A 14,525-nucleotide genomic window follows, 5' to 3' on the forward strand; every position below is an offset into this window, starting at 1 on the left:
TCTACCCGTCACGCGACGCTCGCCGCGCCGCATCGCGCGTCGGCGAGCGACCCGGACGGCACGGCGCAGACCCGGGCATCCAACAGCACGGGGGCGTCCGCGGGCGGGAAGTTCGGCGCCGCCGGGGGCAGCAGCGGGAAGATGCGCGCACCGGTGACCCCGGTCAGGAACGCGACGATCTGCGCGGGCACGTTCGTCGCGACGTACAGACCGTCGAAGAACAGCTTGACCGGTACCACCAGGAAGTCCGGCAGCCCCGCCCCGGCGTCCGCCCCGAACTCGAAGACGTAATACGGGATCGTCGTGAAGATGGTGCGGATGCCGAGCAGCACGTCGGTCAGCGGATCGGGTGACGCATTGCGGGCAATGGCCGCCCGGAGCGCCGCGGTCAGATCGGCCGGCTTGGATCCGGCGCCCAGCGACTGCAGGGGCACGCCGTCGGATCCCGCCCTGGGCGTGCCGCCGAACAGGCTGACGACCGTGGGCGTGGTGTCGACGATCTCGTAGGCCGAGTTGATGAACCCGTCGTTGAACCCGGGTCCGTCCACGATGACGAAGGTCTCCGTCTCGTCGGGTGACTGGAAGCCGTGCCCGAACCCGACCTGCGGTTGGTGGCCGTGATCGGTGACCACCATGATGGTCCAGTCCTCGCCGGTCGTGTTCTCGCGCTGCGTGATCGCGGCGATGATGGCGCCGAGGTTCTCGTCCATGTTGGTGATGGCGTCCTCGTACTGCTGCGACGCGCCGCCGTAGGTGTGCCCGTTCTCGTCGACGCCGACGAAGTAGCTGAACAGGAAGTTCGGCGCGTCGGCGCCCGCGATGGCGTCGATGGTCAGCGCGGCGACCCGGTCGTCGGTGGCCAGCCAGTCGGTGTCGCCCTCGAGCTGCGCGACGTACAGGTTGCGGTCGACGGGAAGCGCACCGGCGCCTGCGATCCCGTTGATGACGTTCCAGTTCGCGACGGTCATGGTCTCGATGTCCGAGTCGAGCGCCTCGAGCTGGTTGAAGACGGTGGGCCAGGTGTCGTAGGTCCACGGGGTGAAGACGTTGTTGACGACGCCGGTGCGCTCACCCCAGACGCCGGTGAGGATCGACGTCCAGGACGGGTTCGAGATGGTGGTGTGTCCGACGATGCTCGACGCGGCGGTCGTGCTGGTGGCCATCAGCTTCAGGAAGTTCACGTTGTCGGGGTCGGCGAGGATCCTGCTGAGGTTGGTCCCGTCGACGCCGATCACCAGGACGTGCTGCGTGGTGGGGTCGTAGACCGCCGTGGCGACGGGCTGTACCGCCGTGCCACCGCGGGGCCCGAGGATGCGGTCGAACTCGTTGCGCACCAACGACAGCGCCGCCGACAGGATCGGGATCTGGATCGGTGCGTGCTCGGCGGCGTTGAGCAGCGGTTCCAGCAGCGCCGCGACGAACCGGGTGATGACGGTGATCACGGTCTCCGGCTGACGAACCACCGGCGCCACGGCCGTCAGCGCCGTCGTCGTCGTCGCGGCGACCGCGGCCGCCGTGGACTGCGCGCTGCGCTGCGCGGGTGCGGCGAGGGTACTGATCGCCGGAACCGGGGGCGGCGCGTCCTCGTCTGGGGCCGGCGCGGTGGCGGCGACGTTCACCGTCGCGTCCGGCGCAGACGGTTGCGGTGCCGGCGCGGGGGCGGAGTCGTTCTTGGCGGGCGACGCGGCGATCGGAGCGGGGTCCGGATCCGCCGGCGCCGGGTCGGCGGGTTCGTCGGATGGGACGGGCTCGGTGTCGACGGTGGGCGGCTCGCCGTCGGCCGGGTCGGTCGACGGGTCAGACGAGGTGCCCGCGTCGTCCGTCGACGGGTCGGCTCCGGCGGGCGCGGGATCGCTATCGGTCGACGGCGAGGTGCCCGTGGTCCCGCTTCCCGAGGCGGGGCCGGTGGGCGCCGGTCCCGAGGCCGTGGGTTTGGCGTTGGCGTCGGTGTTGGTCTTGGTGGATGCCGAACCCGCGCCCGTGGTGGACCCCGGGGACGATGCCGACGAGGTTCCGCCCGCCGACGCTCCACCGGCCGACGACGTGTCGCCCGCCGAGCCGCTCGAGGAGGAATCGCCCGTCGGGTCTGCGTAGGCGACACCCGTCGCCATGGCGACGCCGACCCCGAGGGTCACCGCCAACGCTCCGACGCGGCCGATGTGTCGTGCGTACCCCATGAGGTGCCCTTCGTTGACCGCTATTGACTGCGTCGAAAATATCGTCGGCGCAGGCGGCCACGGGGCGAATCGGCGAATCCGGGTCGCACCGGTCAGGGCAGGTCGAGCAACTCCTCGTGGAATCCGCCCCAGCGACGCCGAGGCTCGACGAGGTGGACCTCGAGGATCCAGTGACACCGTCTCCCGCTGCGATCGTCTCGACGCATCGGTCTGGTCGAGCCGGGTGCCACGTAGGAGTCGATCTCCTCGCCGCGGATCTTCTCGTGCGGGAACTCGCCGACCAGGTGTCCCGCGATCGCGCCACCGAACACCCAGCCGCGTTCCTCGGCGAGCCCGACGACGTGCTCGAAGAGTCGTTCGCCGGTGATGTCGGACTGCCGGGCGAAGTGGTCGCGCGCGGCGTCCCAGATCACGGTCAGATCGTCGCGCAGCGCCAGCTTCGCCGGATCGTTCCCGAGCACGAAGGTGCGGCCGAAGTCGGCCTCCCACTCCTCGAAGATCGGCCCGAAGTCGAGGAACAGGATGTCGTCGTCGGCGATCACCCGGTCGGGCGGACTGTCGCGTGCCGTCTCCAACGTGTTCTCGCCGGCCCGCACGATGCGCTTGTGCCAGTGCCGCGTCACGCCGAGGGTGCTGGCTGCCAGATCGCGGATCTCGTCGGAGAGCGTCCGCTCGGTGACGCCCGCCCGGACCAGGCCCCGGCGCTGCACGTCGTCGAACAGACGTGCCGCCTTCTCCTGGGCGTCGAGCAGTCGGGCGGCGCGCTCGTTCTCGTCCACGGTGGCATTGAATCCCGTGCTCCGTGGCGGCGCAACGTGATTTCCGACGCCGTCACCGAGCGGTCCCCCTCCTCGAACCGGAGAGTCACGTCGCTACGGTCGCGTTGCGACGACGTGACTCTCCAGTTCGGCGACAGGGGTCGGGGCGCGCTGTGATTGGCTGGTGGCATGACCCGCCGCGACGTCCGCTTCCCCTCCGGCGACGGCACGTGTGCCGGGTGGCTGTTCGATCCCCCCGGCTCCGACGACGCGCGGAGCGGCCCGATCGTCGTCCTGGGCCACGGCCTGGGCGGGGTCAAGGAGATGCGGCTCGACGCCTTCGCCGAACGCTTCGCCGCGGCGGGCTACCGGTGCCTGGCCTTCGACTACCGGCACTTCGGCGACAGCACCGGGGAACCCCGGCAGCTGCTCGACATCGATCGCCAGCTCGACGACTGGGCCGCAGCCGTCGCGTACGTCAGGAGCCTGCCTGCCGTCGACGCCGGTCGCGTGGTGCTGTGGGGATCGTCGTTCGGCGGTGGACTGGTCATCGACGCCGCGGTGCGTGATCGAAGGATCGCCGCGGTGATCTCCCAGTGCCCGTTCACCGACGGCATCGCGTCGGCACGCGCGACCAACGTCCGATCGACGCTCAAGGTCACCGCACGCGCGATCCGGGACCTCGCCGGCGCGCTGGCCGGCAGGGCGCCGGTGATGGTGGACCTCGCGGGCCCGCCCGGATCGGCGGCGCTGATGACCGCACCCGACTGCGAGGCGGGCTACCGCGCGGTCGCGGAGCACGCCCCGGCATTCCGCAACGAGGTCGCCGCGCGCTTCGGACTCGCGATCGCCCGGTACCTACCCGGTCGCCGGGTGCGAAAGCTGCACTGCCCCATTCTGTTCGGCATCTGCACGACCGACACCGTCGCGCCGCCGGCCGCCACGCGCCGGCATGCGGCCACCGCCGTGCGCGGTGAGGTCAGCGAGTTCCCGTGCGGGCACTTCGACGTGTACCTGGGCGAACCGTTCGAGCGGGCCGCGGACGACTACGTCGACTTCCTGCGCCGGCACGTCCCCGTCGGCGCGTAGGCCGGTTCGGCGTCGGTCAGACCCGGCCGGCGGCGAACGACGCGGCCTGGGCCACCATGCCGTTGGCCGGATAGGCGTTGTGTGCCGCGAAGTCCAGGCCGCCCGAGCAGATCGGGTCGTTGATCGCGCACTGGTCGATGGTCTTCGAGGCGAACGCCGCGCCCACCGGCACCGTCGGCTGACCGATCAGGCTCAGGAAGCGGGAGTTGGGCTTGCCGAACAGAGCGACGGCGTCGACGCGGGCGGCGACCTCCGGTGACAGCGGGGTCGTGGTGCCGTAGGCGAACGAATTCGGCGGCACCGCAGCGGCATCCGCGGTCACCAACTGCGCCACGGCAGCACCCTGCGAGAAACCGCCGAGCACGATGCTGGTGTCGGGGCACTCCGCGGCGACCTGACGGATGTGGTTGGCCGCGTCGTTGACGCCGATGACCGCGGTGGGCCAGTCGTCGGTGGCCGGGTAGGTCACCGGGTACAGGCCGACGGTCTTGCCACCGACCTGGCCGCGCAGGGTGTCCACGAAGTTCTGCCCGACGAAGCCCGGGCCGGGCGCCTCGGTGGTGCCGCGCGCGAACACCACCTCGACGTCGGAGCAAGTCGCCGCCGAGGCGGTCGGGAGCGCGACCGGGAGGAGCACGGAGGCCAGCGCGCCGACCCCGGCTGCCGCGACGAGGCCGACGAGCGAACGAAGGTTAGTACGGCGAATCATTCCTCCATGGTGGCACAGGTCGCCGCCGCGCCCGTGTTCACGCCGCTGAGCAGGAGCGACTCAGCTGGCGAGGTGATTCCAGCACGGAGCGAGGTCCGCCCACGGGCCCGTCGCGACGATCTCGCCGTCGACGAGGACCACCACGCGATCCGCCCGGACGAGTGCCGCGCGCTTCGACGTGGCGCCGAGGACGGTGGCGCCGCGGGCACGAAGCGCCGTCCACAGTTCGACCTCGGTGGCGGCGTCGAGCGCACTCGACACGTCGTCGGCGAGGAGCAGTTCGGGTTCGATTGCCAGCGCCCGTGCAAGCGCCAGGCGCTGAATCTGCCCGCCGGACAGACGGACTCCGCGATGTCCGACCAGCGCGCCGAGCCCGCCGGCTGATGCGACGTCTGGGGCGAGACGGGCGTCGGCCACGGCCTGGTCGATGGGGCGGTCGTGGTCGAGGCGCAGGTTGTCGGCGAACGTACCGGACAGCACCCGCGGGACCTGGGCGACGTGCGCGACCCGGCCCGGCCGCAGGAACGTCTGCGGATCGGTGACGGCGGCACCGTTCCAGCGGATCACGCCGGTGTGGGCGACCAATCCGCACAACACCGACAGCAGGCTCGACTTGCCCGACCCGACCTGGCCGAGGAGGAGCACCAGTTCGCCGGCCTCCACGACGAGGTCGACGCCGACCACGCCGCGGGTGCCGTCGTCGTGCACGGCGGTCAAGTCCCGAAGCTCCAGGCGCTGCAGGGGCGTTCGCGTCGGGGACGCCGGCGGCGGCGCCGTACCCGCCACCACGTCGACACCCGGCGGCACGTCCACGAGGTCGCCGCCGCCCGCGAATCGACTGGTCACCAGCTGCCAGGCACGGGTGCCCGGCGCCTGGGTCACCACGGCGCCCGCCACGCTGCCGAAGTAGTCGAATCCCGCGACGGCACCCGAAACCAACAGTGCTACAGCAAGATTCCACCCACCGAGGAGGTAGACGGTCCAGGTCGCGACGACCCCCAGTTGCACCATCAGCACCGGCACGCCGAAGAGGATCGACTCCACCCGGTGCTCGCGGACCGCCGCGCCGACTCGCCCCGAGTCGACGCGGTCGAGGTGCGCGTGGACGTCGCCGGTGGCCGCGGCGAGCTTCACGGTGCGCACGCACTCGAGCACCGACACCAGGGACCGGCCGAAGTCGGCGCGGGTGGCCGAGGCCGCGGCCGCCGACCGGCCCGCGAGCGGCCTGCCCGCCACCGACGTCACCGCCGCCGCGACCATGACCGCCAGCAGGATGGCCCCCGCGACGGCCGTGCCGCCGAGGAACGAGGCGATCACGACGATGACGAGCCCGCTGACGACGTCGTTGCACCGGTCGGCGTACCGCATGAACCGGTCCGCGTCGAGCACCCGCGACACCACCTCGCCCGGCGGGGTCCGTACCAGCCGGTGCTGGCGGGTCTGCGCGTCCAGCACGCTCATCCGGATGCGCAACACGCATGCCGACCACCACGGGAGGAACCGGCGGATCGCCACGGTGAGCACGAACGGCTCGGCCACGATGCTGGCGACGACGGCCACGGTGAGTGCGACCGGCGGCTCGCCGTCCCGCAGGCCCTGAACGAGCGTCCCCCACAGGAATCCGCTGATCGCACCCGTCGCCCCCAGCAGCCCCGTCAGCATGAATAGCGCCGACCCGAGCAGCCCCCAGGACGGATACGTCCGGACGAGGTGCAGGATCCCGCGGGTCAGGCTCGGTCCGCCGTCCACGTCGGGAAGGTGTGGTGGCGGCCCCTGTCGGCGAATCCCGCCGATCGCGGCGTGGTGGACGACGCGGGTCGACGTCGACTCGTCGTCGCCTTGGGCGTCGAGGAGGCGGCGGAACGGACCGGGCCTGCGCTCGAGGTCGGCGAGCGGGCCCTGGTCGACGATGCGACCGGCGTCGAGGACGGCCACCTGGTCTGCGCGCGCCACCGTCGAGAGGCGATGGGCGATCAGGATTCCGGTGCGGCCGGTGAGCAGTCGGTCGGCCGCCCGTACCACCCGCGCCTCGGTCAGCGGATCCATGCGCGCCGTGGCCTCGTCGAGCACGACGATCCGGACGTCGCGCACCAGCAGGCGGGCGAAGGCGACGAGTTGCTCCTCCCCCGCCGACAGCGTCGTCCCGCCCGGGCCGAGCAGGGTGTCGATGCCGCCGGGCAGGCCGTCGACCCAATCGGTCAGGTCGAGTTCTCCGATCGCGGCCCGGACGCGCTCGCGCGGCAGATCGGCGAACAGCGCGACGTTCTCGGCCAGCGTCCCGGCGAGAATCTCGGTGCGCTGCGTCACCACACCGACCGCCGACCGGAGCGCCTGCAGATCGAGGTCGAGGACGTCGACGTCGCCGATGAACACCGTTCCTGGGCCGGGGTCGACGGCCCGGGACGTCAGCGACGCGAGCGTCGACTTCCCCGATCCGGTCCGGCCGACCAGGGCGCACGTGGTCCCGGCTGCGATGCGCACCGTGACGCCGTCGAGGGCGAACGTCCCGTCGGGGTAGGCGAAGCGCAGGTCGTCGAACGCGATGTCGAGATCGCCGTCCGGAAGGTGCCTGCCGCCAACGGGTTCCGCATCGCTCCCGAGCAGCTGCCGCAGCCGGATCACCGCGCCCATCCCGGCCTGCAGTTCCGGCAGCTGGCGGGCGAGCTGGGCGATCTCGTTGACCAGGGTGGCGCTGACCAGGAAGAGGGTGATGAGCTGGGCGACGTCGAGCCCGCCGTCGGTGACGAGGGCGACGCCTGCCACCACCACGCCACCCAGCAGGCCGTGCAGCAGCCCACCGGCGAGCAGCGTGATGCGTGCCTCGACGGCGACGACGGCGAGGAACCTCCGCTGCACCACGCCCGACAGTTCGGCGCACCGGCGCAACACGTACGCCTGCCCGAGACTGGTGCGCAGATCGTCGCGTGCGGCGATCGACTCCTCCAGGGCCGCTGCGTGGTCGGTCCAGGCGACCTCCTCGGCGACCTTGCGTTCGTTCAACTGGGCGAGCAGCGACCGGATCGCCAGGTAGGTCAGCGGTCCGACGATGGGAAAGACGATCCACGCCGGCCACCACGTCGAGCCGGCGACGACCCACATCGGGAGCGTGGAGAACACGGTGCGCATGGCGTCCCACAGTTGTGAGCGGACCAGTGACCCGACCTCGTGGGTGTCGTCGTCGACGCGGTCGAGCACCTCGCCGACGGCCTGCTCGGACAGTCGGTTCAGCGGCTGACCCAGTGCGGCGTTGAGCAGGTCGCCGCGCAGCCGGCCCTCGGCGCGATCGGAGATGGCCGCCCACGTCGTGCGTCCCAGCGTGTCGAGTACGGCGTAGCCGAGCAGGCAGGCGGCCAGGACGCCGACGGTGCTCCACACGGGTTCGGTGGCGAGTCGACCGATGACGACGGTGCTGAGCGATACGAGGACTGCGGCGAACATCATGGCCAGCAGCGCAATCGTCGCCCCGGGGCGCCGCAGTCGACGCCAGTCGACGGTGCGGTCCAGGTCGTCGTCACGCTGCCTGGACACGCGCGAGACCTTCCCTTCCATCGTCGTGGGCATCGCCGTGGACGCTACGCAGTGGCGGTGGTCGGGCGCATCCCGTTTTACCGGCGGCCCGGCGCCGCGAGACTCATCCGATCTCGCTCAACCGGCACAATCGCCGCACGGCGGCGAGGCCGTCGGGCGTTCCCGGCCAGTGCTTCTCGAGCGCGGCGGGGCCGGCCGTCTTGGTGACCGACCGCAGCGCCAGCGCGACGATGACGGCGTCGTCGGCGTAGCCGAGCACCGGGATGAAGTCCGGGATCAGATCGATGGGCAGCGCCAGATACGCCAGCAGTAGGGCGAGCCGGATGCGTACGCCACGGGGAAGGTCCGGATCAGCGGCGAGACGCTTGACGAGCCGCAGGACGTCCGGGAGGAGTCGCATCGCGTCGCGGATCCCGGTCTCGTCGGGCTTGGTGCGCCAGAGCACGACGACCAGGACGGCCCAGACGAGGGCGAGACCTGCCAGGACGCCGACCGGGACGAGCCACCAGTGCGACCACACGTCGTCAGCCTAGGACCCCGTCACGCGTCCGTGTCGCCTCCGTCTCGCCGCGATCCCACGCCAACGTCACCCCCAGTTCGGCGGGTGAGCCGGCCGCGGTCCGTGGCGGTACCGACGGTGGGCCGACGCACCGACCGAGGGTTCGCTAGCGTGACACCTCGGTGCCGCGAGCGACGTCACCCAGGCTCTGGGGAGAGGTTGCGGCGGCGATGGACGGTGCACGGACTGACACTGCGACGATCGGATCGGACGCGTGACGCTCGCGTTCATCACCACCATCCGGCATCCGCAGAACGCCTCGAACTACGCCCACGTCGAGGCCCTCCTCCGGGACACCGTCGCCTCGATGACGCGGCAGACGTGCGACGACTATCTCGTCGTCATCGTCGGCAACCGGAGGCCGAACTTCCCCTTCCCCGACCGCACCCACTTCGTCCAGGTCGACTTCCCGGCACCGTCCGAGAAGCGCACTGCGCAAACCGGTCTCGGGCCGTCGATCTGGGACAAGGGCACCAAGGTGTGCACCGGCCTGATTGCAGCACGCGACCTCGGCGCTGACCACGTGATGCTCGTCGACGCCGACGACTTCGTCCATCGCGACCTGGCAGCTCACGTCCGCGATCATCCTGGGCGCCCCGGTTGGGTCCTGCGGCGCGGGTGGACCTATTCGCGGTCACGCAACGCCTACGCGCTGCGCAGAAGGCTGTTCCGGGTCTGCGGGACGTCGTTCATCATTCCGCTCGACGCCTTCGACGTGCCCTCCGATCTCCGAGTGGACGCGTCGCAGCACGTCCTCGCCGACGCCTTCGGCGAGTACCTGGAGGACATCCTCGGCAACCACCGGTACGCCCTGGAGTGGTGGCGGGCACGCGGCCGCGAACTGGATCCCCTGCCGTTCGCCGGCGCGGTGTACCACGTCGACACCGGCGAGAACCATTCCGGCGGCGGGCTTCTCGGCCCAGGTCTGCCCTACCGCGACCACCTCGCCCGCGACTTCGGCATCCGATCGTCCAAGGGCCGCGCGGCGACATTGTGGTCGGCGCTGGGTCCGCGGGCGCTGAAGCCGGACCTCCGCCCCCGCCGCCCCTTCTTCATGCGCGCGCCCGCGGACCTGACCAAGGAGTTCCGGCCACCTGCGGCGTGACCGCTACTCGCCGGCGTTCGACTCCGCCTTCGCCGGCTTGTCGTCCTTCGCCGGTGCGTCGTCCTTGGCAGGAGCGTTCTCCCGAGCCGGCTCGTTCTCACGGGCCGGTGTCTTCTCCTTGGCCGGCGCGTCGTCCGTCGTCGCGGTGACCTTCTTGGAGGTGACCTTCGTGTCGGCCTTGGTAGCGGCCTTCGTGGCGCCGGCGTCCTCGGTGCCCGCGTCCTTGACCTCGGCGTCCTTGACCTCGGCGGGCTTGGCCCCGACGTCCGAACCCTGGGCGGGCTGCTTCGGCGGCGCCACCGGGTCAGTCGGCTCCTGCGCGTCGTCGACCGGCGTGGTGACGGGCGCGTCGGTTTCCTCGACCGTGGTCTCGGTAGCGGTCTCGGTCACTTCGGGTTCGGTCGCGGCGGGGATCTCCGTCGCGGTCGGAACGGTCTCCAAGACAACCGGACTCGTCTCGGCCTCAGGCGCCACCTCGGCGACGACCGGTGCCACGTCGGCCGCAACCTGCTCGAGGTCGGCGGAACCGGCGGCGAGCTCGGGAACCTCAGCCGACGACGTCACGCCCATCAGCTTGGCGGTCGACGCATCGGGTACCGGTGCAGCCGGCAGCTGCGGAGGCGGCGGCGGGCCCCACACGAGTTGGCCGCGATCGATGTACGGCCCGAGGTTCGGCGTCATCGAGGAGTAGCCGGTGTTGATGATCGGGGTCAGGAACTCGTTGATCTTGTCTACGACCCACGTCGGCACCCCGAGCTGCAGCAGCGGCCGGGTGATCGGGAGTTCCTTGCGCGGCACCATGTAGGTGGTCGTCTTGCCGCCGACGGAGTTGGTCGTCTCGGACACGAGCACCGCGTCGGCCATGCTGTCGAGCGCCGTCGCGGAGTGGTCGTTCGAGCCGTTCACCGTGTACAGCGCACCCATCACGGCGTTGACGACGGCTAGCACGTTCCACGGACGGTCCGGCGGGTTGGCCCAGCCGTCCCACTGCTCCATGACCACGACGGTGTTGTACTTGGTCTCGGGAATGGGATTGAAGGTCTGGCCGACGATCGGGATGGTCAGTCCGCTGGCGTACTTCTCACCGAAACCGCGAGCGGGGTCACCGAATACGTAGAACGTCACCTTGCTGGGGTCGGGGGCATCCAGCGCAGTCGCCAGGTACGCCAGTTCCCGGTCGATGACCAGCGTCCCCATGCTGAGGCCGGCCACGACGATCGGCTCGCCACCGCCGTCCATGATCGCCTTGATGATGGCCGCATGGAGGTTCTGCTGCCCGATCTCCACCGATTGGTCGGTGGTGAGGCCCTGGGGACCCGAGAAGGGACCGAACCCGCCCGGGTAGTCCAGGCCGATGGGCGTCGTGTCCGGCAACCAGTTCTCGCCGACCCTGGACGCGAAGTCCAGCCAGCCCTGCTGGGTCAGCCCCTGGCCGGCGAGGATGTCGCTGAGGATCGGCCACTCGCTCGGGCGACCACCGTTGATGCCGATGCGGGTCTGCGCTTCGGCGTACGCACCGGGCGCTGCGATGAGCATCGCGGCCGCGATGAGGGCCGCGGCGATCCTCTGCCGCAACGTCCGCCCCGCTTGCGGTGTCCATTCGGCGGAATGCCCGCTCGCCTGAGTGATTCTCTTACGCAGCACTGCCGCCCCCCACATTGTCAACCCATTCGACGGACGATTCCCTGTCGCCCGCAAATTCGCTGCCACATCGGCCGCGAACATCGCCAACTTACTACGTCGGCTAATGATCTGCTCGCCAATTCAGCGTCGGCCATCGTCGCCTTGGTCTTGCGGGACGCGCGACCGGCCAGCTACCGCCAATTCCGCTCGCGGGCGTGGACGCAGCCATCGGACATCCGTCGCCACGACCTAGTGCAGAATGACGACGATCGCAGCGCAAACTCGTATCGCCGCAGATGAGAGATGTCTGGCGCGGTGCGGATCCACACGCCGCCACCGGGTGGCGACACCGCACGACAGCGCCGCGCGGACCGCCGATCGCCGACCGGGAACCACAGGCGCGACGAGAGTCGAGCCTCGTCGGCAATGACGTGGAAATGCACCAGACATGAATACCAATGGAATGTTTTGACGTGCCCGATGATCAATTCCAATTGCGGCAAATACCATAAGCCCGGTCATCATCTGCGTCCGCTGCGCATTCTGTCGGCAGGATTCGGCAACGGCAACATCGCGGCACCGGACGTCACGATTCGCGTCACCCGGAGCGGCGCGGTCGGCAGCATCCGCCCCCGCCCGTCCGGGGTATGCAGGTGTCCCGCGGAAAGGCGCTCGCATCACCCCCTAGGGGTGTAGTGCCGCACCCCCTGGCGGTGGTCGACTGAACACACGCCGAGCACCTGCTCGACCGGGAATGGGGCACCGAGTGCCCGATTTCAGACATGCAGGACTTCAGAAGGGCAGTGCCATGATCGTTCTCGGAATCATTCTTCTCATCGCGGGATTCCTCCTGCACATCTCCATCCTCTGGACGATCGGGATCATCCTGGTCGTCGTCGGGCTGATCCTGACGCTGCTGGGCTCGATGGGACGCGCAGTCGGCGGTCGACGCACCTACTACTGATCGACGCGCTTCGGTCCATCCGGCAGCTGCGCGCGAAACACCCTGCGCAGCAATGGCTTCGGACGTTTCTGGAGTTGATCCAGAAGTATTGACGTTTGCGTCGAAAACCTGCGGGGTACGCCCTGCTCAGCATAGGAGGTAAGTCGAAATGCCCAATTGGATATGGATAGTGGTCGCGATCGCCGTCGTGATCTTCATCGTGGCGATGGTCATCGCCACCCGAGGCCGACGCGATTCGGACCGGCTCAAGCAGCGCTTCGGTCCCGAGTACGACCGGACGGTCTCCGAGGCCGGCGACGAGCGGGCCGCCGAGAAGGAGCTGATCGCCCGGGAGCGCAAGCGCGACAAGCTCGACATCCGGCCCTTGAGCCCCGCGGCGCTCGACGGCTTCGCCAACCGGTGGCGGGCCGTACAGACCGCGTTCGTCGATCATCCGTCGAGCGCGGTGGGAGAGGCCGATCTGCTCGTCACGGAGGTGATGCGTGAGCGTGGCTACCCGGTGGACGACTTCGACCGCCAGGCCGCCGACATCTCGGTCGACCACCCCACGGTGGTCGCGGATTACCGCGCAGCACACGACATTCACCTCGCACAGCAGAAGGGCGACGTCGGCACCGAGCAGCAGCGCCAGGCGTTCGTGCACTACCGCGCACTGTTCACGAAGTTGCTCGAATCCGAGAAGGACAAGTCACAGGAGGCACGCGCATGACCACCCACGATCAGCACACCGATTACGACCCGTCTTTCGACCCGTCTGCCGATCGGCGTCCCGCCGACCGGCAGGACCACCTCACCGGACAGGGTGCCGCACCGGAGTACGACCAGCGTTCGGGTTACACCGACCAGCCGGCGGGCCTGGGCGCTCAACCGTCGTCGGAGCCGCCGTTGATGGAGACCGTGGCGCAGCCGGGCGACGAGCGTCTCGCCCAGCCGTCGGACGAGCGTCTCGGCCACTCGACGGATGAGCGTCTCGGCCACTCGACGGACGACCGGATGAGCCAGCCGTCCGGCGACCACCTCTCGCAGCAGCAGGGGTCGGTGACCGATCCGTCTGACGTCCGGGGCGTGTCCTCGAGCACGGCCGACACCGGCACCGCGGGCGCAACCTCGTCGGCGATCGGGGACGATCTCTTCGCCGACGACGAGATGGTCGGGCTCCGCGCACGGTGGGACAGCGTCCAGGCCAGCTTCGTCGACGACCCGAAGGAGTGCGTGCAGAAGGCCGACGGCCTGGTCTCCGACGTCGTCGACCAGCTGACGTCGAGCTTCTCCCACGCCCGTTCACGCCTCGAGGAGCAGTGGGCCCGCGGCGAAGAGGCCTCGACCGAGGATCTGCGGATCGCACTGAAGCGCTACCGGGAGTTCTTCGACCGCCTGCTGGCCGTCTGACCCTCGCCACCACGACACCGGCCCCCTGCCCGACGGCAGGGGGCCGGTGCTCGTCGGGCGGAACGTCGGCCCGCGTCAGTTCGGGAGTCGCGCCTTGAGTTTCGCGGCGATGCGCACCAACGCCTGCTGATCCGACGCGGACAGCGGATCGAGGGCCACCTCGCGCACGGTGCGGACGTGGACGGGCGCGGCGGCGCGGACCACCTCCAGGCCGGCGTCCGTGAGCACGGCGGTGGTGTACCGACCGTCGTCGGGATCGGGCTCACGGCGCATCCATCCGCGCTTCTCGAACCGCGTGACGACGTTCGACAGTCGTGATAGCGACCCGTTGGCGAGGAAGGCGAGTTGGCTCAACCTGAGGCGGCGGTTCGGCGCCTCCGACAGGTGGCTCAGCGTGAGGTAGTCGAACAGCGTCAGGCCGGACTCCTGCTGCAGTGGCGCCTCCAGGCGGTTGGGTAGCAGGAGGAGCAGCGAGATGAGTCCGGTCCACGCCTCCTTCTCGTCGGCGTCGAGCCACGTCGCGTCCGCCGCGCCAGGGGACGGCGCGGAGAGGGGATCGGTCTTCTTGGCCATCCGAGCACGATACTTCCGCCTGATCACTTCACACGTGAACTGAATCGTGTA

12 protein-coding genes are annotated in these 14,525 nt (G+C 70.1%); 5 read left to right on the forward strand and 7 right to left on the reverse strand.

Going from position 1 to position 14,525, the window contains the following annotated elements; all coding sequences use genetic code 11:
• Window positions 1-8: 8 nt before the first annotated feature.
• Window positions 9-2,177: an alkaline phosphatase family protein gene (locus AC1MEY_RS16140; RefSeq protein ID WP_480226505.1), complete on the reverse strand. Its 2,169-nt coding sequence runs from the start codon at window positions 2,175-2,177 to the stop codon at window positions 9-11.
• A gap of 92 nt (window positions 2,178-2,269) precedes the next feature.
• Window positions 2,270-2,956 carry a M24 family metallopeptidase gene (locus tag AC1MEY_RS16145; RefSeq protein ID WP_480226506.1) on the reverse strand — a complete coding sequence of 229 codons (687 nt, stop codon included), beginning with the start codon at window positions 2,954-2,956 and terminating at the stop codon, window positions 2,270-2,272.
• A gap of 168 nt (window positions 2,957-3,124) precedes the next feature.
• On the opposite strand from AC1MEY_RS16145, the gene AC1MEY_RS16150 reads away from it, so the two are divergent.
• Window positions 3,125-4,024, forward strand: coding sequence for an alpha/beta fold hydrolase (locus tag AC1MEY_RS16150; RefSeq protein ID WP_480226507.1), 900 nt, complete (start codon window positions 3,125-3,127; stop codon window positions 4,022-4,024).
• A gap of 16 nt (window positions 4,025-4,040) precedes the next feature.
• Here AC1MEY_RS16150 and AC1MEY_RS16155 read toward each other — a convergent pair whose 3' ends face one another.
• The 3 genes from AC1MEY_RS16155 to AC1MEY_RS16165 all read right to left on the reverse strand — a co-directional run bounded on the left by AC1MEY_RS16155 (window position 4,041) and on the right by AC1MEY_RS16165 (window position 8,781).
• Window positions 4,041-4,733, reverse strand: a complete 693-nt coding sequence (locus tag AC1MEY_RS16155) for a cutinase family protein (protein ID WP_480226508.1) — start codon at window positions 4,731-4,733, stop codon at window positions 4,041-4,043.
• A gap of 60 nt (window positions 4,734-4,793) precedes the next feature.
• Window positions 4,794-8,261: an ATP-binding cassette domain-containing protein gene (locus tag AC1MEY_RS16160; protein ID WP_480226509.1), complete on the reverse strand. Its 3,468-nt coding sequence runs from the start codon at window positions 8,259-8,261 to the stop codon at window positions 4,794-4,796.
• Between the two features lie 103 nt (window positions 8,262-8,364).
• Window positions 8,365-8,781 carry a YkvA family protein gene (locus AC1MEY_RS16165; protein WP_480226510.1) on the reverse strand — a complete coding sequence of 139 codons (417 nt, stop codon included), beginning with the start codon at window positions 8,779-8,781 and terminating at the stop codon, window positions 8,365-8,367.
• Between the two features lie 253 nt (window positions 8,782-9,034).
• Here AC1MEY_RS16165 and AC1MEY_RS16170 point away from each other — a divergent pair, with 253 nt between their 5' ends.
• On the forward strand, window positions 9,035-9,925 hold the full coding sequence (locus AC1MEY_RS16170; RefSeq protein WP_480226511.1) for a glycosyltransferase family A protein: 891 nt from the start codon (window positions 9,035-9,037) through the stop codon (window positions 9,923-9,925).
• A 3-nt stretch (window positions 9,926-9,928) separates the two neighbouring features.
• Here the strand turns inward: AC1MEY_RS16170 and AC1MEY_RS16175 are convergent, their stop codons facing one another.
• On the reverse strand, window positions 9,929-11,500 hold the full coding sequence (locus tag AC1MEY_RS16175; protein ID WP_480226512.1) for a PE-PPE domain-containing protein: 1,572 nt from the start codon (window positions 11,498-11,500) through the stop codon (window positions 9,929-9,931).
• Between the two features lie 856 nt (window positions 11,501-12,356).
• Here AC1MEY_RS16175 and AC1MEY_RS16180 point away from each other — a divergent pair.
• The 3 genes from AC1MEY_RS16180 to AC1MEY_RS16190 all read left to right on the forward strand — a co-directional run bounded on the left by AC1MEY_RS16180 (window position 12,357) and on the right by AC1MEY_RS16190 (window position 13,901).
• The gene (locus AC1MEY_RS16180; protein WP_480226513.1) at window positions 12,357-12,512 is read left to right on the forward strand and encodes a DUF6131 family protein; all 156 of its coding nucleotides are present in this window, start codon (window positions 12,357-12,359) and stop codon (window positions 12,510-12,512) included.
• A 148-nt stretch (window positions 12,513-12,660) separates the two neighbouring features.
• Complete coding sequence (locus AC1MEY_RS16185; protein ID WP_480226514.1) at window positions 12,661-13,221, forward strand: hypothetical protein; 561 nt, start codon at window positions 12,661-12,663, stop codon at window positions 13,219-13,221.
• Between the two features lie 284 nt (window positions 13,222-13,505).
• Window positions 13,506-13,901, forward strand: a complete 396-nt coding sequence (locus tag AC1MEY_RS16190) for a hypothetical protein (protein WP_480231515.1) — start codon at window positions 13,506-13,508, stop codon at window positions 13,899-13,901.
• Window positions 13,902-13,976: 75 nt separating this feature from the next.
• Here the strand turns inward: AC1MEY_RS16190 and AC1MEY_RS16195 are convergent, their stop codons facing one another.
• Window positions 13,977-14,474, reverse strand: a complete 498-nt coding sequence (locus tag AC1MEY_RS16195) for a MarR family winged helix-turn-helix transcriptional regulator (protein ID WP_480226515.1) — start codon at window positions 14,472-14,474, stop codon at window positions 13,977-13,979.
• Window positions 14,475-14,525: the final 51 nt, after the last annotated feature.

It is taken from the genome of Mycobacterium sp. PTI7, from assembly GCF_056679845.1.